The sequence below is a fragment of the uncultured Gimesia sp. genome (genome assembly GCF_963972345.1).
GTDB lineage: Bacteria > Planctomycetota > Planctomycetia > Planctomycetales > Planctomycetaceae > Gimesia.
In genome coordinates, this window is the sequence record NZ_CAXAVM010000021.1 from 25516 (window position 1) to 45933 (window position 20418).

Below are 20418 nucleotides of genomic sequence, written 5' to 3' on the forward strand. Positions count from 1 at the left end.
TCAGACAGCAAGTATCTGCTTTTCTGATATCTATTTAAAAATCTACTGTGGCATTGTTGATTAAGTTGTTAAATCGTTGAATTGCCTCTTCCCAGACGGACTTTTCCTGAGGTTCATAACGACTGGTCTCAACTGAATTCAGCACGATCTCCCTAATTTCGGACAGGGATCTGACCGCTCCAGCAGCTCTTGCCTGAACTAATACATTACCAAGTCCTGTGGCTTCGACCGGACCGATAATGACAGGTATCTGGCAGGCATTCGCAGTCAATTGATTCAGGAGTTCGTTTTTGGTTCCTCCCCCGACTATGTGAATGACTTCCAGAGGAGTTCCTGTTAATTCTTCCAGCCAGCCAGCGACTTTCTGGTATTTCAAGGCCAGGCTTTCCAGAGCACAACGAATATATTGTCCGGGAGTTTCCGGGACAGGCTGACTGGTTTCTGTGCAGTACTGTGTAATCGCTTCCAACATGTCAGGAGGGCTTAAGAATCGTGAATCATCCGGGTCAACAAGCGAACGAAACGCTTCTGCAGAAGCTGCAGCTTCCGCCAGTTCAGAATACTCCATAGTTTGGCCCTGGCGTTCAAAAGCGCGCTTGCATTCCTGCACGAGCCAGAGTCCCATGATATTTTTGAGTAATCGATAAGTGCCATCTATGCCCCCTTCGTTTGTGAAGTTCAATTCGAAGGCTCGTTTGCCTAATACCGCGGAATTGACTTCGACACCCATGAGTGACCATGTACCAGAACTGATGTAAGCCCAGTTTGGATTACCAGTTTGAGTCGTCGGAATGGCGGCGACAGCAGAAGCCGTGTCATGTGTCGCAGGAGCGATGACATCAATTTTACCGAGCCCCGTGATCTGCATGATGTCTTCACGCAACGTTCCCAGTTTCGTCCCCGGTGAGACCAGTTTGGGAAGCATGGCGGTGGGGATCTCCAGTTTTCGGAGCAATTCATATGCCCAGTCTCCCGTCACGGGATTCAGACATTGCGTCGTCGTTGCATTGGTGAATTCCACGACCTGGCTGCCGGAGAGTAACCAGTGAAAGAAGTCAGGTATCATCAGAAATGTTTTCGCCTGATCAAGGAATTCAGGGTCAGTCTGCTGCATCGCTAACAGCTGGTACAAAGTGTTAATTTCCATAAACTGGAGACCGGTAGCGTCAAATATTTCCTGTTGAGGGACTCGCGAAGTGGCAAGATTCAGCATTCCCTCAGTGCGGGGATCTCGATAGTGATATGGTTGCCCCAGCATTTCCTGTTTTTCGGATAGCAGAACATAGTCGACTCCCCATGTATCAACGCCGACGGAAATAATCTGGTTACCATATTTTTGTGCGGCCAGAGAGAGCCCTTTCAGAATGGAAGCCCAGAGGCCGGTTACGTTCCAGCGTCGTGTACCTGCGAGGGGGACAGGGCCATTACTGAAACGATAAATCTCTTCCAACTGGATTTTGTTTTCATTCAGGATGCCTGCGAGAACACGTCCACTTTCTGCTCCCAGATCAATACCTAAAAAACACTGCGCCGGCATGGATAGTCCTTTTTATCTCAATAAAGTCTTCTGGTTGATATGAAGAATGGTATGTAGGTTTCAGCCCCCTATCATACAATAACTTCACTTTAAATTCATTGGATACCGGTTGTCGCTCAATAAAGAATATCAGATCATGGATTCTTATTATGAGATGATTGTGGTTTTGGAAATCAGACTCTATCCTGAAGAAAAACCATATCATTTATTTCACTTAAACCGGCAACTATTTGAGATGAAAGATGCGATGAAACTGAAACTCCTGGCGGTTTTCCTGTGTTTTTCGATATTTCAGTCGGAATCTCCTGCCGCTCCGCCTGTAAAACTGATTTTCGATACGGACATGGGTAATGACATTGATGATGCATTGGCACTAGCTGTCATCCATGCTTTACAGAGCAGGGGAGAATGTGAACTACTGGCAGTCACCAGCAGTAAAGATAATCCCTGGTCGATTATGTACTGTGATGTCGTAAATTCATTTTATGGCCGCCCTGGTATCCCCCTGGGCACAGTCAGCAAGGGAGTGACAAACCTTGAGGGCTCCTATACTCGTAAAGTGGTGGAAACGTCTGAGAAGGGGCAGCCTGTATTTGCACGCCGTTTTCAAAATGCAGAACAGATTCCGGATGCGGTTTCCGTCCTGAGGTCTACGCTGGCAGCACAGCCCGATCATTCAGTGGTTCTTGTTGTCGTCGGTTTTTCAACGAATATCGCGAGACTGCTTCAGTCACCCGGCGATCAGATCAGTCCACTGACGGGACTGGAACTTGTGTCCCGAAAAGTGAAACTGCTTTCTCAGATGATAGGACGCTTTGACCGGGATAAACCTGCTGACTTCCATGAGTATAATGTTAAACTGGATGTTCCTGCTGCAAAAACGGTTTATAAATTGTGGCCTGCTGAAATTCCCATTGTCGTTAGCGGCTGGGAGGTGGGGCGTGCGATACAGAATCGAGCCAGTAGTATCCAGAACGATTATGATTATGTGAAATATCATCCGGTAAAAATGGGATACGAATATTGGCATGAAATGCCTTATGATCGCCCCACCTATGATTTAACAAGTGTGCTGTATGCAATCAGGCCCGGTCGTGGTTACTTTGGACTGTCGAAGCCAGGTCAGTTTAAGATCAACAAACTCGGAAAGCTGGAACACACTGTCAAACCTGACGGAAACCAGCAATATCTTACTTTGACTCCGGATCAGATAATCAGGGTACAGGAAGTTCTGGAAAATCTCTCCAGTCAACCACCTGCGAAGTAGAACAAATTTAACCTCTCATTTTTTCTCCTGGAGGAGGATTCCTGTGAATCAGAAGACGGAAGATCATGTAGAACCATCCTTCGGTAAGCGTTTTCAAACCGCTTTGAAGAATCTGGGAATCGGAATTATTTTCCTGATGGCGGGGTTGTTTTTGCTCTGGCATAACGAGACTGAAATCCTCGAGCGGGAACTCAGAATTTCCCAGGCCGAGTCTGTCTTGTCCGAGAATCAGGATGAGGCCTCCGCGCAGCAGGGGCAGACAAATACGGAGAGTCGTAATTTAGAATCTACAACTCTTTTCAACTGGGGGCTGCGGTTTGCCGGATGGATTATTGTATTTCTGGGATTAGCAACACTGTTCAAACCGCTTGTTGTACTCGTTGATAAGATCCCTTTCCTCTGGAATTTTGTAGGCCGTGGAATCACAGTCTTTGCTTTGCTGAGTTCCTGCAGTCTGACACTGGTTCTCCTCTCAGCTGTCTGGATGGTAGCGCGACCTGTATTTGGCGCGGTGTTACTGATCTCGGGGATCGTACCACTATTCATTCTCTATCGTTCCGGCAGACGAGCCCGGTTAAGACATGCCCTCCGAAATGCCTGATGCTATTCAGGCTCCGGATAAAAAATGTAAAAGATGCAAACCTGAAAGGTCTTACCTGCCTTTTCCAGGTTGCCGGTGTTGTTGTTCCTCGTTGATCTGGTTCCCAACTTTCTGCCTGAGATCTCAGGATTCCTACAAGTCGAATAACCCGTATAACCGATACCTTTGATATATCTAATACTCTCCAGGCAGATATTCCTGCGCTGAAGAGGGAATATTCAGGGTCTGCCTGAGGTTTTAGGCAGTTTCGTTGAGCCACCGGCTTGTAGACTTCTTTAACATGAGATTGAAGTAGAACATGGTAAATCCGGCCTACCGATTATTGCTTGGGATGGTTGTTCTCCTGTCAGGGGTAGAGACACTTTCTGCACAGGCTCAATATTCTCCCGATATGGGAGCGATGATCCAGCCTGTCAGTTACAATGCGGCTGCTGCTTATCGTCCCAGGCACGAGCCTGAAATGATGTATGAACCATCTCCGGAATACTATCAGTCGGTTGATGCGTATCCCGCAGAATATTATGGAGGGATGCCTCAAGACGATTCTGTCATGCGGGTTCTTCCAGAAGATCGTGGCTGGGGTTACGACCATCCAATGGATGGATATTTTAGTCGACTGGCCCATAACAGCTGGATACGTGTGGAATACCTGCTTTGGAAAGCGCCTCCGGGAAACATGCTGATTGGTGCTCAAAACGATTCAGGTGATGATCCACGCAACCCGTATACTACAAATGATTTTCTGGGATTCCCTACTCTCTCGACGAAAGCCGCCGATTTGAGTTCTATTGGCAGCGAAGGCTCTAACGGTATTCGCGGCACCTTTGGTATTGATTTTGAAAGCGGTACCATAGAGGCTATCTTCTTCGGCATGAAGACCGATGCCAGCGGTTTTTCTTATGATCAGAATGATCTACTCGGTCCTTCCTTTGGTGAGACCGATATGATTTCAATTCCTCTCTTATTCAATGGGGAAGTATCTTCTCCCCAGCGGAATTTCAATCAGAAATTTAGCGTCGACTATAAAACGCAGGCGTGGGGAGTGGAAAGTAATTATGTCTTCAATACGGAAAATCTGTTTTTTCGGACCTATTATGGAGACGGTGGATTTCAGATTCGTCCGCTGGCTGGTTTTCGTTATCTGAAAATCGGTGAAGAGATGGTGGTGAAAGGTGACTTTGAGCGCGCAGACACGGACCCACCATTCCCGTTTTTTCAGTCCACAATCAGGAGCCAGACGAACAATAAGCTATATGTTCCTCAGGCTGGTATCCGAATGGAATTCGTGCATCCCTGGTTCACGATTGCGGCTGAACCAAAGGTTGGTTTCGGAGTCAATCACTACAATGGCAATGTTGTGACTGATCAATTCCTGGGACCGGATGATCCGAATCATCATACTTCGATATCCAAGACGCGCTTTTCACCGACGTTCGAATTTGGTATCAATGCCCGCTTTCATCTAAGTGAATACTTCACCTTCAACGTTGGTTATAACTTCCTGTGGGCTAATCACGTTGCCCGGGCAGGGGGAATTCCCTATTACAACCTGGACGGTTCTTTCGCTGCCAATGATGTCTCAATTCAAGCCCAGGACAGTACGGATACATACAAACTCCATGGTCTTGTCTTAGGGGGAGAATTCAGCTGGCCATAATACATGGCGTGTCAATGCTGACTCAGCTTATGCGATCAGTTTATCGACCACTTTACCGCCGACGTTCGTCAGTCGAATATCCAGACCACCAAAATTCTGAGCCAGTTTCAGATGATTCAGGCCAAACAAATGCAGCAGCGTGGCATGAAAATCATTGATGTGAACAGGGGCTTCTTCGACTGACCAACCCAGTTCCGTCGTTTTACCGATGACCTGTCCGCCTTTGACTCCCCCACCTGCCATCCACAGACTGAAAGCGCCCGGATGATGGTCTCGGCCAGTGACTGCTTTTGAGCCAGTCCGGTTTTCTCCCAATGGTGTCCGTCCGAATTCACCAGCCATCACGACCAGCGTTGAGTCAAGAAGACCCCGCTGTTTAAGGTCTTTGAGGAGTGCAGCTACGGGCTGATCGACGATTCCTGCGTTTCGTTTTATACCGGCATCCAGACCGCTGTGGTGGTCCCAGGAGGCGTGATAAAGATTGACGAACCGGACTCCGCGTTCCACCATTCGCCGAGCCAGCAGGCAATTCCGTGCGAAAGCAGCTTCTGCATCGGCGCCGCCACCACGCTTACCGGTCTTGGCATCTCCTTTGCGGTTCACTCCATAGGCTTCCTGTGTTTCCTTCGTCTCGCTGGATAACTCAATGAGTTCGGGCGCCGAAGACTGCATTTGAAAAGCGAGTTCATAGCTGGCGATCCGACTCGCGATTTCATCATCGCCTGTGGCAGCAAGTTGTTCGTTGTTCAGCTTCGTAATCGCTTCCAGACCAGACCTCTGCATTGTGGGAGTGATGCCGGGAGGATTGTTCAGATTTAATACCGGCTCACCCTGATTTCGGAATAATACACCAGCGTATGTCGAGGGCAGTGAGCCGCTGGACCAGAGCGAAGCGCCCCCACTGGCACCCCGTCCTGCGGTCAACACAACATATCCAGGCAGATTGTTCGACTGGCTACCCAACCCGTAGGTTAACCATGACCCAACACTGGGCCTGCCAAAACGTCCGACACCCGTATTCATCATCAACTGGGCCGGATGATGGTTGAACTGTTCGGTATACATCGAACGGATCAAGGCGATGTCGTCCGCACAGGTAGCAATATTGGGGAGTAAATCAGAAAATTCGGTTCCGCATTCGCCCGACTTCGTGAATTTTCTCGGACTGCCGCTCAGGGTTGCGGTCTCTTTATTAATGAAAGCGAACCGCACCTTCTCAGTCAGCTCTTTGGGGAGAGGCTGACCGTTTAATTCCTGTAACTTGGGCTTAGGGTCATACAGGTCAATCTGGCTGGGACCTCCTGCCAGAAATATGAAAATGCAGTTTTTCGCGGTGCCGGGAAAATGTGAATCTTTGGGAGACAGGGGATTTGTCGCATTCTTTTCCGAGGCAATTAATCCCTCTTTTTCCAGCATTGAAGCCAGAGCGTAGCTGGCGACACTACAGGATGAATTCATCAGGAAGCGACGTCGTGCCAGATTCAGATTGAATGGTTCGGTGTTCATCATTGCATTGTTCCGTTAGAGAGATGCCAGTCTGTGTCGAGTTTTGCTGTAGCGTCTTCAATGCCCTTTGGGTCGAGTCTATTAGTTGAGAGACGCTTTGGTTAAATGTAATACGCTCCAGCACGCAGGGAAAGTTGGCATTCTTAGGTTAACCGCGGGTTACAAATTCATCGAGATTCATTAAAACCCGTCCAATCATAATCCAGGTTGCGACTTCTTTCGGTGTACTTCCTTCAGGGATCTGGAGTTGATTCGTTAAATCGCTGACTGCTGTCTGATCTGCTTCCAGTAGTTTTGTCTGTTCCTCATGAAGCTGACGGATAATTTGAATTTCCTGAGCTGAAGGCTGCCGTGCCAGACAGAGCTCAAACGCAAAATTGATTCGCTCATCGAGTGAAAGGTTATTTTGCTGAGTCCTATCCACGATCCGTGTGCCCAGCTTTTGAGAACACTCAAAAAAGACCGGGTCATTCCAGATCGTTAATGCCTGCAGTGGTGTATTGGAGCGCTCCCTACGGGTACAACTCAGATTTGAATCGGGGGAGTCAAACGTCATCAGCATGGGATAAGGGACGGTACGTTGAAAGAACGTATATAGTCCACGCCGGTAGCGGTCATCTCCCTGACTGGCTGTCCATTTCACCGAATTGGCATAACCCAGGTTCGCGATCCCTTCGGGCTGGGGAGGATTCACGCTGGGGCCTCCTACTTTATGCTTTAACAATCCGCTGACGGACAATGCCTGATCGCGGATGATTTCTGCTTCCACCCGCAGGCGGTTCTGGTGAGACAACCAGGTATTATACGGATCGCGTTCCGCAAGTTCCGGACGGTTCGTTGAAGACTGGCGATAAGTTGCGGATGTGACGATCAGCTTGTGAAGCTGCTTCAGACTCCAGTTATTCTTGCGAAACTGAGTCGCCAGCCAGTCGAGTAATTCCGGATGTGAGGGGGGCTCTCCCTGCGTGCCAAAATCATTGACGGTAAATACGATTCCCCGACCAAAGTAACGGCTCCAGATACGGTTCACGGTCACTCGGGCTGTTAATGGGTGACGGGACTCGAACAGCCAGCGTGCCAGATCGAGACGGTCTGGGCTGGTCGTTCCGATGGGGGGCAGGACCGCAGGTGTATTGGCTTTGACTTCATCTGCAGGGTTCAGGAAGTCACCTCTTACCAGCAAGTGTGTTTTGCGTGGTACTTTCAGGTGATCGACAACCTGTGCTTTCGTGGTTTCAGCCGGATCACGCGGCGCTTTTTTACGATGGGCAAGTTCTTGCGCTTTCAGTTTCTTTAGCTGAGGATCGATGGTTTTATAATACTCCAGCAGTTCCTGTCGTTGTTCAGAAGTTCTCTGCTCAGCCGGGGTTTTCAAGGTCTCGACGATCAGGTCTGTCATACCAGTAAGAGGCAATGGTGTGTCGGCCGTCGTAAGTGAAATGCGAAAGCGTCCCAGATTATGATATGTTTTTTTCGTAGTGGACTGCTGCAGCGAAACGGTGACCAGCGTCCCCTTTTCGAAACCGAATGGTTTTTTCGCCTCGAACGTAGCAATCTGCTGTTTTCCTTCCTGAGGAGCAATGGACCAACCGGTATGAGGACTGTTGTTGATGACACGATCAACTTTGTAACCATCCATTTCAAAGCTGGCTTTTGCATTCTGTAATGCAATTTCACTGGCAGATTCAGGAGTTTCCACAGGCGCCGTTTCAAGCGTAAGCATGGTCAATTCGAAATCGCCAGTAGCACTGCGGCCAGGACCCTGCCTGGGTAGACTGGGGTCGGTGAGTGCTTCGAGTCGAATGCCTTTGATGTTCTGCAGATTTGTTTTAAAAGTGACTGTATAAATTTCTGCGCGACCTGGATTTTCACCCTCTGCCAATACGCTACGATCCGGCAGGATTTTCAGTGTCGTTTTCTGTTTGGCATTCACTGTTTCCGGATTCAGGATCGTCCAGACGGGTTTTTGTTCTGGTATCTGTTTTTCCCACTGCATCAGCGCTGATGCCAACTCGTTCTGTTCATAATCCTGAATCGCCTGTACCAGGGGCTGATGGGCACCCTGATAGACTTGGTTGGCTTTATCGAATTTCGCCTGATCAGCAGGCAGGGGAGCTCCAATATCGGGTTCTGTGAGCGAATTGAAAAAAGAGTACAGGCGATAATATTCCCGCTGTGTGATGGGATCATATTTATGAGTGTGACACTGGGCACATTCTACAGTAATACCCAGCCAGATAGATCCCAGGGTATTCGTACGGTCCACAGTCCGTTTGACGCGATCTTCCTCCGGATCGGTTCCCCCTTCCGTGTTAATCAAGGTATTGCGATGGAATCCAGTAGCCACCAGTTCGTCCAGAGAAGGATCCGGAAACAGATCGCCGGCGATCTGCTGCTTTGAAAACTGATCGAAGGGAAGATCCTGATTCAATGCATTGATGACCCAGGTTCGCCAGCGCCAGGCATGGGGACGCTTCCGGTCCTTTTCGTAGCCATCACTGTCTGCATACCGGGCCAGGTCAAGCCAGTGTCGTGCCCAGCGTTCCCCATAATGCGGTGAGGCCAGCAGATGGTCGACCAGTTTTTCATACCAGTTTGGGTTGGGATCAGAGTTCCATTTCTGCCAGTCGTCAACAGAGGGAGGCAGTCCGGTCAAATCCAGATAGATGCGGCGAATCAGAGTGCTGCGGTCCGCTTCTTCCGAGGGGCTTACTTTTTCCTGTTCCAGTTTCTGCAGGATAAATGTATCGATACCATTTTTGACCCAGTCGGTCTGCTGTACCTCGGGTAAAGAAACTTCCTTGATGGGCTGAAATGACCAGTGGTCTGAACCAGCCAGACCTGTATTTGAGTCTGGCACTTCGGGCCAACTGGCTCCCTGTTTGATCCAGCGCCGGACCAATGCCAGTTCCTCTTTACTTAAGGGGGTTCCTTCACCTTCCGGGGGCATCTGGTCGCCATCCCCAGTGCCGGAAATGCGATGATAGAGCTCGCTGTTATGGCTGTCGCCCGGAGTAATTGCCCGGCCACTGTCTCCCCCTTCCAGGGCTCGACTTTTCAGATCCAGGCGAAATCCACCCTCCTGGACTTCCCGACCATGGCAGGAATAGCATTTGGTCTGAAACAGGGGTTTGATCTGTTTCAGAAAATCGATTTTATCTTTTTCTGCAACAGCTTCTGCGGCAGGCAGAAATTGAGGCTGGAGTAACAGTAAACTCGGGCTCAACAGCCAGAGAGTTGAACAAAAGAAGAGGCGGTTCATTTGCTTGCCCTCATTTTATCAGGCAATTCAACGATCCGGGTGCGTCTCTGGAAGGCCAGTACTGCTCCATTGCAGCATGGGAGAACAGGTAAGTCCCCTGAGTGATCGTTCTACTATATTACTATGTCACAGCTGCGGATGTCAAATAATGATTCGGTGATCCACTTCTCAAGCAGAAGATAGCAGTAATTCGCAACTACAGTCGTTCAACCTGTTGAAAGAGGCCATTGCGATCACTTGCTTGTAAAATGGTTGAATCTGCTATTTATTTTTATCAGCGACCGGGATTGAAGCTTCGATGGGGAACAGTTTCAGTAACATGGTTTTGTTGGGCCGGGAACCATATTCGCAAAGCTCAAATGATTCCGCGAATTTGACCTGCTTGCCGACTTCTTCTCCATAGATGTTAATCAGTTCTGTACGGTATTTGTTCGCTTCTGATGATTGACGGCGTGACCAGGCAGGACGCAGATATTCAATTCGTAATTCCGGTGGATCTGCAGGGGGAACTTTCGCAGCACGTTCCGGGCTGCCTCCAGCTCCTCCTTCGAGCGATTGCGAAACGAGTTGTGCAACAGCTTTCAGTTTCTGATCGAAAACATTATCGACGGCTACCACCACATCAGGTCGAAAGGGGTAGGGCTTCTGGAAACCATCGCTGGAGTACATGAAGACCGGGTTTTTCTTCAAGCGAGGGATATCAGGACAGAAATAAGGGACGGTTACCATAAACGCGGCATCCTGAACCAGTACGCCAACATATCGGTGGTCTGGATGGTAGTCCCAGGGACGATGAGAAATAACAAGATCGGCATTCCATTCCCGAATCAGTTTTACGATTTTCTTACGGTTCTCCAGAGTCGGGAGTAGTTCCCCATCATGAATATCCAGGACTTCCGATTCGACTCCCAGAATTTTTGCTGCTGCTTTGGCTTCGGCGGCTCTTCGTTGAGCTAATGTGCCACCTGCCATCTCAAAGTGACCAATGTCTCCATTTGTCACGGAAACCAGTTTTACTTTATGCCCCTGTTGAGCCCACAGGGCAGCCGTCCCGCCATTTTTATATTCTGCATCATCTGGATGAGCTCCGAAACAGATAATGCGTAACGGGGTTTCTTCAGCTGCCTGGAGAGATGTGATATGACACAACAGCGGGAGTGTCATTAAAATTGTAGAGCAGATGATATTTCTCAGGTTCGGCCTCATGGTATTCAGCTCCAGTTATTTCGGTATGAATCAACGGACTTTTATTTAAAATACCTGAGACGTTGAGATGATGAAAGTGTGCCGCAAAAAAAAGGCTCGCAATTGCGAGCCTTAATTAAGCAGTCTTTTAAGACCGGATCGGTTTGATCATGTATTATTTTTCAAAACTGCGTCCGGTTTCTGTACGTGATTTAGTTGTGGAAGCTGTCTCTGTGCTTTCTTCTCTGTTACGGGCACGTGCATGAGCAATACTTACCAGTTGTGAAGCGTACTGCAGTTCTGCCTGATTGAAGTAAGGAGTGGGAGCGGCACCACCTAAATGTTTGACTGACTTTGCAGCCAGTTCCTGCCAGCTCATTTTATCTGCCAGATGCCAGGCTGCTGCCTGACCTGCCTGTTGATTGACACGACCGGTTGCAACGAGAAGGAGCAGTTCCTGAAGTGCTGGATCTTTGACCATTTCTTCTGTTGGAACCATGCGATATTCCATACGCGGTGCTGGCTCTGCTTTACCATGTTCCAGACAGACTGATGTGTAAGGAACCGAAACTGTTTTTTCGGGAGGGATAGAGAAAAAACCACCGCCGGCCCCGCCAGCTCCTCCGGCTCCCATTCCGCCAAGTCCGCCTCCCAGACCTCCGCCGCCACCGCCACCGGTTGTCTGTGCCTGTCCACCACCTTGACCACCGCCCAGTCCACCACCGCCAAGTCCGCCACCCAGTCCACCGCCGAGAGCACCTTGTTTCAGGACCTGAACTGCGAGGAAGGTATCCGGCAGTTTCACATTGAGTGGTTTCTCATTATTGTTGGAAATCAGAACGTTGCCGCCCTTCGAATTTTTGGCAATAATTTTGACATCGACCAGTCCTGCTTCCATAGCTTCAAACAGATCGTCAGCCTTTTCAGCGGATGGATCATATTTCTGTGGAGGGATCGGCTTTTTTGCTGCTTCCAGAGTGGTACTCAGGCAGAGTGCCAGACAAGTCACAGAAAAAAACATCAGTAAACGAGAAGCAGAGTTTGTGGACAACATAGAAAATGTTCCTGTGGTTCACTCGAAGGATACCACGTTGACGTGGTGTGAGATTAGTAATCACTCATCAATCTGAAATAGCTATTTACTACAACTATCCCAATATTATCATCTTACAGCATATTAAACGGGTCTGGCAACAAAAAGTTGTCGCGAAAGCGACTTTTTCACAACTCGGGCTACCGGCTTTTAATATAGAACCGGTCAGGTAAGCGGTGAGTCATATCAGTTTATGCCGATTATGAGGAGTAATACGGTGGCAGAACCTGTCGGGCAGCGTCATACTTCTAATAAATACGAGGCTGTTCACATGAGAGTGTGGAGGGAAGTCAAATTTTGATGTAGTGATTTATCTAACCCTTTAATGCTTTTGAGCCAGTAACTTATGGGAATTTAATAATGGTACGGGAGATTACAGCACAGAATGCCATCGATTACTTAAAAGAGATGGAGCAGTTATCCCCTGAGGAAGACGCAGTAGCGGAAGCACTTGCCTGGGGAGTTTCGAATATAGTCATCCGTATAGATCGCCGGGCAGGAGATGATTTTGTCATCAAACAGTCACGGAAGCAACTGCGAACTCAGGCAGAATGGTTCAGTCGGCTGGAACGGATCTGGCGGGAGCTTGAAGTGATGCAGGAATTGCAGAATCTGCTTCCGGCTGGAGTGGTTCCCCGCGTTCTGTTTGAGGACCGCGATAATTATCTGTTTGCGATGGAAGCAATCGATAAGGATCACAAGGTCTGGAAAGCGGAATTGCTGGATGGAAAATTTGATCTCTCCATTGCTTCACGGTTGGGGAGGTATCTGGGGGCCATTCACAGGTTGAGTTTTCGAAATCAGTCGTTTCAGGAGCGATGGGGGGACTGGGAAATCTTTGACCAGCTTCGCATTGATCCATTTTATCGGTACATCGTCAAAGCCCATCCGGAAATTAAAGATTGGGTGAATGATCTGATTACAGAAATGGAAGGCAATCGCATCTGTCTTGTTCTGGCAGATTTCAGTCCCAAAAACATTCTAATCTCTGGCGATCAGATTCATCTCGTCGATTTTGAGACAGCCCATTATGGCGATCCGGCATTCGATCTGGGTTTCTTTCTGAGCCATCTGGTATTGAAAGCAGTTTTCTTTCGCGAACGTGGAACGCATTGTATTCAACTGGTGGAGCGCTTCTGGGAACATTATCTGGCAGAAATTCACTCGCTCACTGCTTCCGGGGAAAAAAATACTTTTCCCATGGGACAACAGGAACTGGAGCGTCGGACGATCCGCCATCTGGCAGCATGTATGTTGTCTCGGGTTGATGGCAAGAGTACGGTTGATTATCTGAGTGAACCGGATATGCAGGACCAGGTACGCTCTTTTGCGCTCTCTCTGATTCTTGATCCCCCTGCTACGATACAGCAATCGACATTAAGATTGAATGAGATGCAGAATTCCTGAATGAGCTACGGGTGAAGATTCCGTTTTCTCCTGATATGATAGAATGATAATATTAAAGTATATCGTAGTTAATAAATGATGTTGCCGGTAATCACAGCGGGGAGTGTGATCTGAAATGACACAAATTGAGTATGTCCATGCACGCGAAGTATTTGACAGTCGTGGAAATCCCACCGTGGAAGTCGAGATCTGCTGTGCCGGTTCACGTTGCGGGCGGGCCATCGTTCCCAGTGGTGCCAGTACTGGGAAATTTGAAGCCGTTGAGTTACGGGACAAGGAGGCAGCTCGATTCGATGGTTTAGGAGTAACTCAGGCTGTCGAAAATGTAAGACGGGAGATCGCTGCTGCGTTAATCGGACAGGATGCTTCAGACCAGAAAGGCATTGATGCGATTCTCTGTGAACTGGATGGGACCGAGAACAAGTCTCGTCTGGGAGCCAATGCAATTCTGGGAGCTTCACTGGCAACGGCCTATGCTGCCGCAGAGTCACAGGGGCAGACCCCGGTCGAGCGTTTTGCTGAAATCTGGTCAGATTATATCAGTTCGGGCTTTGCAGAGGATACTGAGCAGACAACGCGGACGAATCTTCTGGCTCGTTCCATGTCGCTACCGCTGCCAATGGTCAATATGATTTCAGGTGGCTTGCACGCGGGGCGCAATCTCGATTTTCAGGACTTCCTGATTCTGCCTGTTGGTGCCACATCCTATCGGCAGGCTTTTGAATGGATAGTGACCATCTACCGCCGACTGGGGCAGATTCTCAACAAGACCGGCCACGAAGGAACTCTCATCGGTGACGAAGGTGGTTATGGACCGAAATTAAGTTGTAACAGTGAAGCAGTCAAGTTCATCGTTGCGGCAATAGAGGCTTCGGGCTTGATTCCCGGCGAGGATGTGGCGATTGGCCTGGATGTGGCCAGTACACACTTTTACGATGCTGCAACCGATACGTATCATCTGAATGCGACAGGAGACGAAGCGTTATCGGCTGATGACGTCATTGATATGCTGGAACGCTGGGTCGACACTTATCCCATCATCAGTATTGAAGACGGTTTGGCGGAAGATGACTGGTCTGGCTGGAAGAAACTGACCGAGCGGCTGGGGCATCGGGTTCAGTTAATCGGTGATGATCTGTTTGTGACCAATCAGAAACGCCTGCAGCAGGGCATCGACAGCCAGACGGCCAATAGTGTGCTGATTAAGTTAAACCAGATTGGAACTCTTACCGAAACCCTGGAAACGTTAAAGATGTCCATTAACCATGGTTACTGGCCAGTAGTCTCCGCCCGGAGTGGAGAAACGGAAGATACGACCATTGCCGATCTGGTGGTCGCAACGGGAGCCGGTCAGCTTAAAGTCGGTTCGGTAGGACGCAGCGAACGGCTGGCCAAGTATAATCAACTGCTGCGGCTGGAAGAGGCTCTCTCTGACAAAGCCCTGTATCATGGCGGCGGAATATTTGCCAGTTTGAGATCCAGCTAAGATCACAAACAGGCTTTCTAGTGCAACAAATAAAAGCGTCTTCGATGTCATCGAAGACGCTTTTATTGATTTACATTGAATTCAATTCAGTTGGAAGCGACAGGATCTGTTATCTTTTCTGTTGCGGGTTGCAGGTTAATGTCCAGAGTTGCCAGTAACTGTCCTTTGCTGTTCATTACATGAATTTTAGCTTCTGTCGCTTTAGACAGTCCAATTTGAGGTGTCTGGAAAGCCAGAATATTGTCTTCCCATGTTTCAATTTTGGCTGGTAAACCCATTTCGTTGATCTCCAGAACAACCATACCTTGTTCAGCTCCCAGTCCTTCCGCTGACAGTTGAAACAGTTTTCCGGATACCAGTTCCAGCCGTTCCTGCTCAACGGGTTCCGTAGCGATTTCCGTTTCAGTTTCTGAAGCAGACTCGACAACAGTTTCACCGGCTTCATTGTAATAAATGGGAGTACAGGCAGTGATCACACAGGGAGTTAAAATTGGATCGGCACAGGCAACAGGGTACCAGGGGCGACAGACCGGGGGACACCAGGGGCGAGTATTGATATGAATCCATGGACGGTGCCAGTGATGATGTCCATGGTGATTGTTATGGTGTCCGTGGTGATGGCCATGAAATTTGCTGTGTTTGATCGTTTTTTGTGGGGTTATGATCGGACGCCGGGTTGCTTTGTTCTGTGAGAACTTCTGTTTTTTAGACTCAAACCGATTCGGTTTATCGAATTCATTCTGTTTGGGGGCGGGTTTAAAATGATAATTGTTTGTCTTTGAGCTGAAAGACGTTTTGTAGTTGTTTTGTCCTGTAGAAGATTTCTTGAGTTGAGAAAAACGCTGGTTTGATGATTGCTTATTCTGCTGCGAATTACTGGGACGATGGCTGAAGTTGTTACTTCGGGAATTACCGTTTCGGTTACCGTGGTGGTTGAAGGAACGGCTGGAAGAACTCTTTCCCGATTTTCCTGAAAAACGATTGTTACCAGCAGAAGCATTTCCTGAACCCAACATCAGGGATACTGTAAAGCAAGTGATCAAAGTGGCGATCGTTTTCATCGTTTCGTTCCTCATTATTTTGATTAAGTGTTGTGTGTCTCACACTTAACCATGCGGGAACGAAGAAAATCTGTTACAGCAATTTTATATAAAAAACAGAAAAACGAAATGTGCATGTCTACTGGCGTGGGTTACTGCTTGAAATGAAAGGGTTTAAGAAGATCACCTGGTGAGGATTAATTAGGGGGGAGAATTCTGGACACGGCGTGAAAGTTCCTCAAGAGCGTCCAGATCTGCCTGCAGGGTCTGAAAAATACGAAAGATGCTGACTGCTCCTAGAGTCCCCGCCACGGTGAGAATTCCGATCGCAATTTTGTCATCCAGGTTGATCATCGCCAGTGAAGCGATACTCAGCATAGGTACCAGAAATGCCATAATCAGATAAACCCAGCTCAAGCGTTTGAGTTGCTGATACGAATCGGGAGCCAGCTGAGTGAAATCAGAGTTCTGAATCAGACGCGGATAGATCGAATGCAAACTGAAATAGGTAACACCAAAAAAAGGGTAGCTGGCAGCGATCAGTCCACACAGCAGCAGGGAACCCAGAAAATGGATGTAGGCAGTCACCGGTAATGTACCAATCGCATAATGCATACTGATCGGGTATGCGATTCCGGCAATGATCCACTCCGCCGTACAGATCAGTGCGGCATAATGCCCCAGACGCAGGCAGCGTTTCTGCATGCGGACATTTTTTTCCAGATCCGGTTTTGAGCTGATTTTGCTGTCGGCAGCAGACCGCAGCAACTGCCAGGTCAACCAGCCAACCAGGCCGAGACCTGTGGGATACGCAATCAGGTTGATCGTGGATTGGATATTCCAGAAAGCATCCTGCGAGTTTTTTAAGTGTTCAATAATATGTTTCTGGTTATGAAAGAAATTGAACAGTCCCGCCAGTATATTCGGGATTGCCACAATCAGAATGACGATGGGAATTTCCCAGCCTTTGAGTTTTGCGAACCAGCTTTTCGATGCGGGAAACAGAATCTGCTGCGCCCGGGGATTCAGGCAGAGTTCCAGCTGGTTAGCAAGTGCTGCTCCTGAACTCCAGCGCTGGGCAGGATCGGGGGCCAGGCATTTCTGCAGAACTGTAACCAGGTGCTCCGGACAGTCGGAAGGCAGGTGTTGAGGGCTGGCAGATAACGAAATACCTGTTTTACGCTGTTGGATCATCTGCTTCAGCAGGTCGGACCAGCCGGACTGAATTGAGGGCTCGTGGAAGGGGCGAATTCCCGTTAACAGTTCTGCCAGCATCAGTCCCAGAGAATACAGGTCACTGCGTTCGTCCAGGCTTTCAGGGAGTCTTGCATCAGTCGGATCATAGGCTTCGAGCTGTTCAGGCGACATGTACGCCAGGCTGCCTCCAAAATAAGCCGCCGGGGTAGTGCCACTGACATGCGAACTGAAGCTGATATTGAAATCAGCCAGTTTGGGAATCCCTTCTGCTGTCAGTAGAACATTTGCTGGTTTAATATCCCGGTGTAACACTCCCTTGTAATGGGCATAGTCCAGCGCCTGTGCCAGCCGAATTCCCAGCCAACAGATCGTTTCTGACCAGGATAATGCTTGAAACTTCTGGTAGATGATCGATTCAGCAGGTCTCGATTCGCCTCTCAGATCCAGAGACTGATCAACGGCATTCACAAGTATTCTGCCTGAGCGTTCATCAGGGGCCGTTTTGCGAACAATCGCTACGACCGCCTGCAAAGTACCCCCGGGCAGATATTGCATGTAGAGCAATCTGATCTTCTGGTCCGTCAGCAATCGCTGGTCAAACACGCGAATAATATTGTCATGATCCAGTTGAGCCAGGGTCTGTGGTTCATCGCTGGAATCCTCGGAGATTTTCAATGCCACAATTCGCTGCATCGATTTTTGTCGTGCCTGAAAAACCCTGGCAAAAGCTCCTTTGCCCAAGAGCGTCAACAGTTCGAAGTCATCAACGGTATCCCCGGGCTGAAACTGCTGGTATGTCTGCGTTGGGGAATGAAGGAACATCTTCGTCGTGCTGTAAGCATGATCGAGATCAAACAGCTGTCTGAGTTGAGGGTTAGCTGTGGGGCATAAGCCGATGTATTCAGCAGGGTCGACCTCGAATCCATTCTGACGGCGCAGGTGGAATTCTTCATAGAGCAGGTCGACGGGGATTTCAGGCTCTTCCAGAATGGGGAAATCATCGAGATATTCAAGAATACGTCTGGGAAAATTGAACTGCTGCCAGCGAAATTCCAGGTCAACTTTAATCAGTTCAATCAGCAGAAACCGGTTATGAGAATCAGTCGCTGAAATATAGTCCTTCAAGTCGGGGGGAGCCTGGCAGGTTTCCCACTCACTGACAAACCGCCCCAGCACTTCGGTAAGTGCATCGATGGCAATTTGACTTTCTGAAACCTGCTGATTTGGCTCTGAAGCAGACAACATTGAGCTCCCGAATTTCTGGATGAAGTTCCAACTAGGATTATCCTGAAAGTTTCAGTGGATGACTGGCTTTATTGATGGTATAACGCTGACAGGCATATATCCTGAGTTCGCATAATAACCGATAATGAACAGGTAGGAAAGCAGAACACGTTTTAGAATCGATCAGCTGGAATTAACAGGGGATGAGGAGATTTATGTCGACGGATATTGAGATACTGATTGCAGAGATCAAACAGGGGAGTGAGTCGGCTTTACTGGCTTTTCTGGAACTGCATCGTGCTCCGCTGCTGTCATTCATCAACAAAAACATGAGTGATGCCCTCAAGTCCAGGGTGGAGGCTGCGGATATCCTGCAGGAGGTCTCGTTGAATGCCGTCGATTCGTTTCAAAGCATGGATTTCGAGCAGAAACCACCATTCAACTGGTTATGTCATCTTGCTGAACGCCGGATTATAGACAATCATCGAAAGTATTTTCAGGCTCAGAAACGGGCAGCCGGACGTGAAGCCCGCCAACCCGTCTCGGTCGATGGGGCAGGCCAGGGATTTATGGATCTGTTGGTTGCCAGTATCACCAGTCCCAGTCAGGCGTTTTCCCGGGGGGCAAAGGAAATGAAACTGCTGATGGCGCTGGAGAGTCTGCCAGAAGAGAGCCGGGAAGCAATCCGCCTGAAATATGTGGAAGGTCTGCCAACAAAAGAGATCGCGGAACAACTTGATAAATCGGATGTTGCCGTCAGAGTGATGATCAGCCGGAGTATGGTCAAACTACAGGAACTGCTGAAGCATGAAGATGAATTCAAAAGCCTGCTGGGATAACTTGTTTCTGACCAAATTTCAATAAATTATTCTTCCTCGTCTTCCTCTTCAGAACTCTGGGGAGCTAATTCTGAGTTGATACGATCGATCATCTGGCGGAGTCGGCCGAGATTCTTGCGATTGAACATCAGTGAAATGCGAGGCAGATCGGTCAGGTGATCATCGTCTTTTTCCAGTTCGTGTGCGTTGACTTTTGTGATAATCCCCGAGTCGAGAATATCTTTGAACTCATCATTGAGTTTTTCAATGAATTCATTACTGGGTTCGACATGCAGGCGAAGCACGAGTCGTCCTTTAACGTATCGCATACTGTTATAGACACTGTAAAAGCCGATCACTTCATCGACGGCATTTTCAATATCATCTGTGACATGAAACAGGGACAGGTCTTCCTCTGAAATCCATTCCTGTTTCAACAGGTTTTTTTTCAGGAATTCTTCCCAGTCCTTCCAGTAGGATCCGCCCGGTGAATCCAGCAGGACGATCGGCATGGGATCCCGTTTTCCGGTCTGAACGAGCGTCAGCGTTTCAAATGCTTCGTCAAGCGTGCCAAATCCACCGGCACAGCAGACGATGGCATGGACTTCTTTGACAAACAGCAGTTTGCGGGTGAAAAAGTAATTTAAGTTAACCAGCTTTTCATCTTTGTGAATGACGTAGTTTGGTTCCTGTTCAAAGGGCAGCATGATGTTGACGCCCATGGACATGTCAGTACCGGCTCCCACATGCGCCGCCTCCATGATTCCGGGGCCTGCGCCGGTGACGATCATCCATTTTTCCTCCGCCATTCTGCGACCGAACTGAAGTGCCTGCTGGTAGGCCGGGTCATCGGGCAGTGTGCGGGCGGAACCAAAGACGGTGACTTTGCGCTGCTTTCGATAGGGAGTGAAAACCTTGAAAGCATACCGCAGTTCTTTGAGGGCACGATCCAGAATTTTAAGGTCGCCGCGGGTAGCCTGGTCCTGCTTAAGTTTATCGGCCGTCTCTTTGATACTGGCAACGATCGACTGGTGCGGATAAAGTTCTGAGCTGTGTTCTGTTGGTAATACGTCAGACTCTGAAACGCCGGGACGTGTTTTGCGATATTTCCTCGACATGATCCATTAATCCTTTAACA

The 20418-nt window shown here is 48.7% G+C and carries 14 protein-coding genes; 6 read left to right on the top strand and 8 right to left on the bottom strand.

Annotation, left to right across the window (positions count from 1 at the left end; translation table 11 throughout):
- Positions 1–34: 34 nt before the first annotated feature.
- Positions 35–1537, bottom strand: coding sequence for a rhamnulokinase (rhaB, locus tag AACZ40_RS05635; protein ID WP_291172894.1), 1503 nt, complete (start codon positions 1535–1537; stop codon positions 35–37).
- Positions 1538–1673: 136 nt separating this feature from the next.
- Here rhaB and AACZ40_RS05640 point away from each other — a divergent pair, with 136 nt between their 5' ends.
- The 3 genes from AACZ40_RS05640 to AACZ40_RS05650 all read left to right on the top strand — a co-directional run bounded on the left by AACZ40_RS05640 (position 1674) and on the right by AACZ40_RS05650 (position 5062).
- Positions 1674–2804 carry a nucleoside hydrolase gene (locus AACZ40_RS05640; protein WP_291172891.1) on the top strand — a complete coding sequence of 377 codons (1131 nt, stop codon included), beginning with the start codon at positions 1674–1676 and terminating at the stop codon, positions 2802–2804.
- A gap of 43 nt (positions 2805–2847) precedes the next feature.
- The gene (locus tag AACZ40_RS05645; RefSeq protein WP_291172888.1) at positions 2848–3405 is read left to right on the top strand and encodes a TMEM43 family protein; all 558 of its coding nucleotides are present in this window, start codon (positions 2848–2850) and stop codon (positions 3403–3405) included.
- 298 nt (positions 3406–3703) lie between these two features.
- Entirely contained in the window at positions 3704–5062 is a 1359-nt protein-coding gene (locus tag AACZ40_RS05650; protein ID WP_291172886.1) for a BBP7 family outer membrane beta-barrel protein, read from the top strand.
- A gap of 27 nt (positions 5063–5089) precedes the next feature.
- On the opposite strand, the gene AACZ40_RS05655 is transcribed toward AACZ40_RS05650, so the two are convergent.
- From AACZ40_RS05655 to AACZ40_RS05670, 4 genes are all read right to left on the bottom strand, one after another.
- Positions 5090–6571, bottom strand: a complete 1482-nt coding sequence (locus AACZ40_RS05655) for a DUF1501 domain-containing protein (protein WP_291172883.1) — start codon at positions 6569–6571, stop codon at positions 5090–5092.
- Positions 6572–6716: 145 nt separating this feature from the next.
- Positions 6717–9830 (bottom strand): PSD1 and planctomycete cytochrome C domain-containing protein, encoded by a 3114-nt coding sequence (locus AACZ40_RS05660; protein WP_291172880.1) that lies wholly within the window; start codon positions 9828–9830, stop codon positions 6717–6719.
- 261 nt (positions 9831–10091) lie between these two features.
- Positions 10092–11036 carry a PIG-L family deacetylase gene (locus AACZ40_RS05665; protein WP_291172877.1) on the bottom strand — a complete coding sequence of 315 codons (945 nt, stop codon included), beginning with the start codon at positions 11034–11036 and terminating at the stop codon, positions 10092–10094.
- 154 nt (positions 11037–11190) lie between these two features.
- Positions 11191–12069: a hypothetical protein gene (locus AACZ40_RS05670; protein WP_291172874.1), complete on the bottom strand. Its 879-nt coding sequence runs from the start codon at positions 12067–12069 to the stop codon at positions 11191–11193.
- A gap of 399 nt (positions 12070–12468) precedes the next feature.
- Here AACZ40_RS05670 and AACZ40_RS05675 point away from each other — a divergent pair, with 399 nt between their 5' ends.
- Together AACZ40_RS05675 and eno are read left to right on the top strand one after the other, a co-directional pair.
- Positions 12469–13515 carry an aminoglycoside phosphotransferase family protein gene (locus AACZ40_RS05675; protein ID WP_291172872.1) on the top strand — a complete coding sequence of 349 codons (1047 nt, stop codon included), beginning with the start codon at positions 12469–12471 and terminating at the stop codon, positions 13513–13515.
- Positions 13516–13630: 115 nt separating this feature from the next.
- Positions 13631–15001: a phosphopyruvate hydratase gene (gene eno / locus AACZ40_RS05680; RefSeq protein ID WP_291172870.1), complete on the top strand. Its 1371-nt coding sequence runs from the start codon at positions 13631–13633 to the stop codon at positions 14999–15001.
- An 86-nt stretch (positions 15002–15087) separates the two neighbouring features.
- Here eno and AACZ40_RS05685 read toward each other — a convergent pair whose 3' ends face one another.
- Together AACZ40_RS05685 and AACZ40_RS05690 are read right to left on the bottom strand one after the other, a co-directional pair.
- Positions 15088–16062: a hypothetical protein gene (locus AACZ40_RS05685; RefSeq protein WP_291172867.1), complete on the bottom strand. Its 975-nt coding sequence runs from the start codon at positions 16060–16062 to the stop codon at positions 15088–15090.
- A 180-nt stretch (positions 16063–16242) separates the two neighbouring features.
- Positions 16243–18483, bottom strand: a complete 2241-nt coding sequence (locus AACZ40_RS05690; protein ID WP_291172864.1) for a serine/threonine-protein kinase — start codon at positions 18481–18483, stop codon at positions 16243–16245.
- Between the two features lie 194 nt (positions 18484–18677).
- Between AACZ40_RS05690 and AACZ40_RS05695 the strand changes: the two genes are divergently transcribed.
- Complete coding sequence (locus AACZ40_RS05695) at positions 18678–19301, top strand: sigma-70 family RNA polymerase sigma factor (protein WP_291172861.1); 624 nt, start codon at positions 18678–18680, stop codon at positions 19299–19301.
- 26 nt (positions 19302–19327) lie between these two features.
- On the opposite strand, the gene AACZ40_RS05700 is transcribed toward AACZ40_RS05695, so the two are convergent.
- Positions 19328–20398, bottom strand: a complete 1071-nt coding sequence (locus AACZ40_RS05700) for a TIGR00730 family Rossman fold protein (RefSeq protein ID WP_291172858.1) — start codon at positions 20396–20398, stop codon at positions 19328–19330.
- Positions 20399–20418: the final 20 nt, after the last annotated feature.

Excerpts from the sequence above, each read along its gene's own strand:
- rhaB (WP_291172894.1), bottom strand. The coding sequence starts at position 1,537 with ATGCCGGCGCAGTGTTTTTTAGGTATTGATCTGGGAGCAGAAAGTGGA.
- AACZ40_RS05640 (WP_291172891.1), top strand. The coding sequence starts at position 1,674 with ATGGATTCTTATTATGAGATGATTGTGGTTTTGGAAATCAGACTCTAT.
- AACZ40_RS05650 (WP_291172886.1), top strand. The coding sequence starts at position 3,704 with ATGGTAAATCCGGCCTACCGATTATTGCTTGGGATGGTTGTTCTCCTG.
- AACZ40_RS05655 (WP_291172883.1), bottom strand. The coding sequence starts at position 6,571 with ATGATGAACACCGAACCATTCAATCTGAATCTGGCACGACGTCGCTTC.
- AACZ40_RS05660 (WP_291172880.1), bottom strand. The coding sequence starts at position 9,830 with ATGAACCGCCTCTTCTTTTGTTCAACTCTCTGGCTGTTGAGCCCGAGT.
- AACZ40_RS05665 (WP_291172877.1), bottom strand. The coding sequence starts at position 11,036 with ATGAGGCCGAACCTGAGAAATATCATCTGCTCTACAATTTTAATGACA.
- AACZ40_RS05670 (WP_291172874.1), bottom strand. The coding sequence starts at position 12,069 with ATGTTGTCCACAAACTCTGCTTCTCGTTTACTGATGTTTTTTTCTGTG.
- AACZ40_RS05675 (WP_291172872.1), top strand. The coding sequence starts at position 12,469 with ATGGTACGGGAGATTACAGCACAGAATGCCATCGATTACTTAAAAGAG.
- eno (WP_291172870.1), top strand. The coding sequence starts at position 13,631 with ATGACACAAATTGAGTATGTCCATGCACGCGAAGTATTTGACAGTCGT.
- AACZ40_RS05685 (WP_291172867.1), bottom strand. The coding sequence starts at position 16,062 with ATGAAAACGATCGCCACTTTGATCACTTGCTTTACAGTATCCCTGATG.
- AACZ40_RS05690 (WP_291172864.1), bottom strand. The coding sequence starts at position 18,483 with ATGTTGTCTGCTTCAGAGCCAAATCAGCAGGTTTCAGAAAGTCAAATT.
- AACZ40_RS05695 (WP_291172861.1), top strand. The coding sequence starts at position 18,678 with ATGTCGACGGATATTGAGATACTGATTGCAGAGATCAAACAGGGGAGT.
- AACZ40_RS05700 (WP_291172858.1), bottom strand. The coding sequence starts at position 20,398 with ATGTCGAGGAAATATCGCAAAACACGTCCCGGCGTTTCAGAGTCTGAC.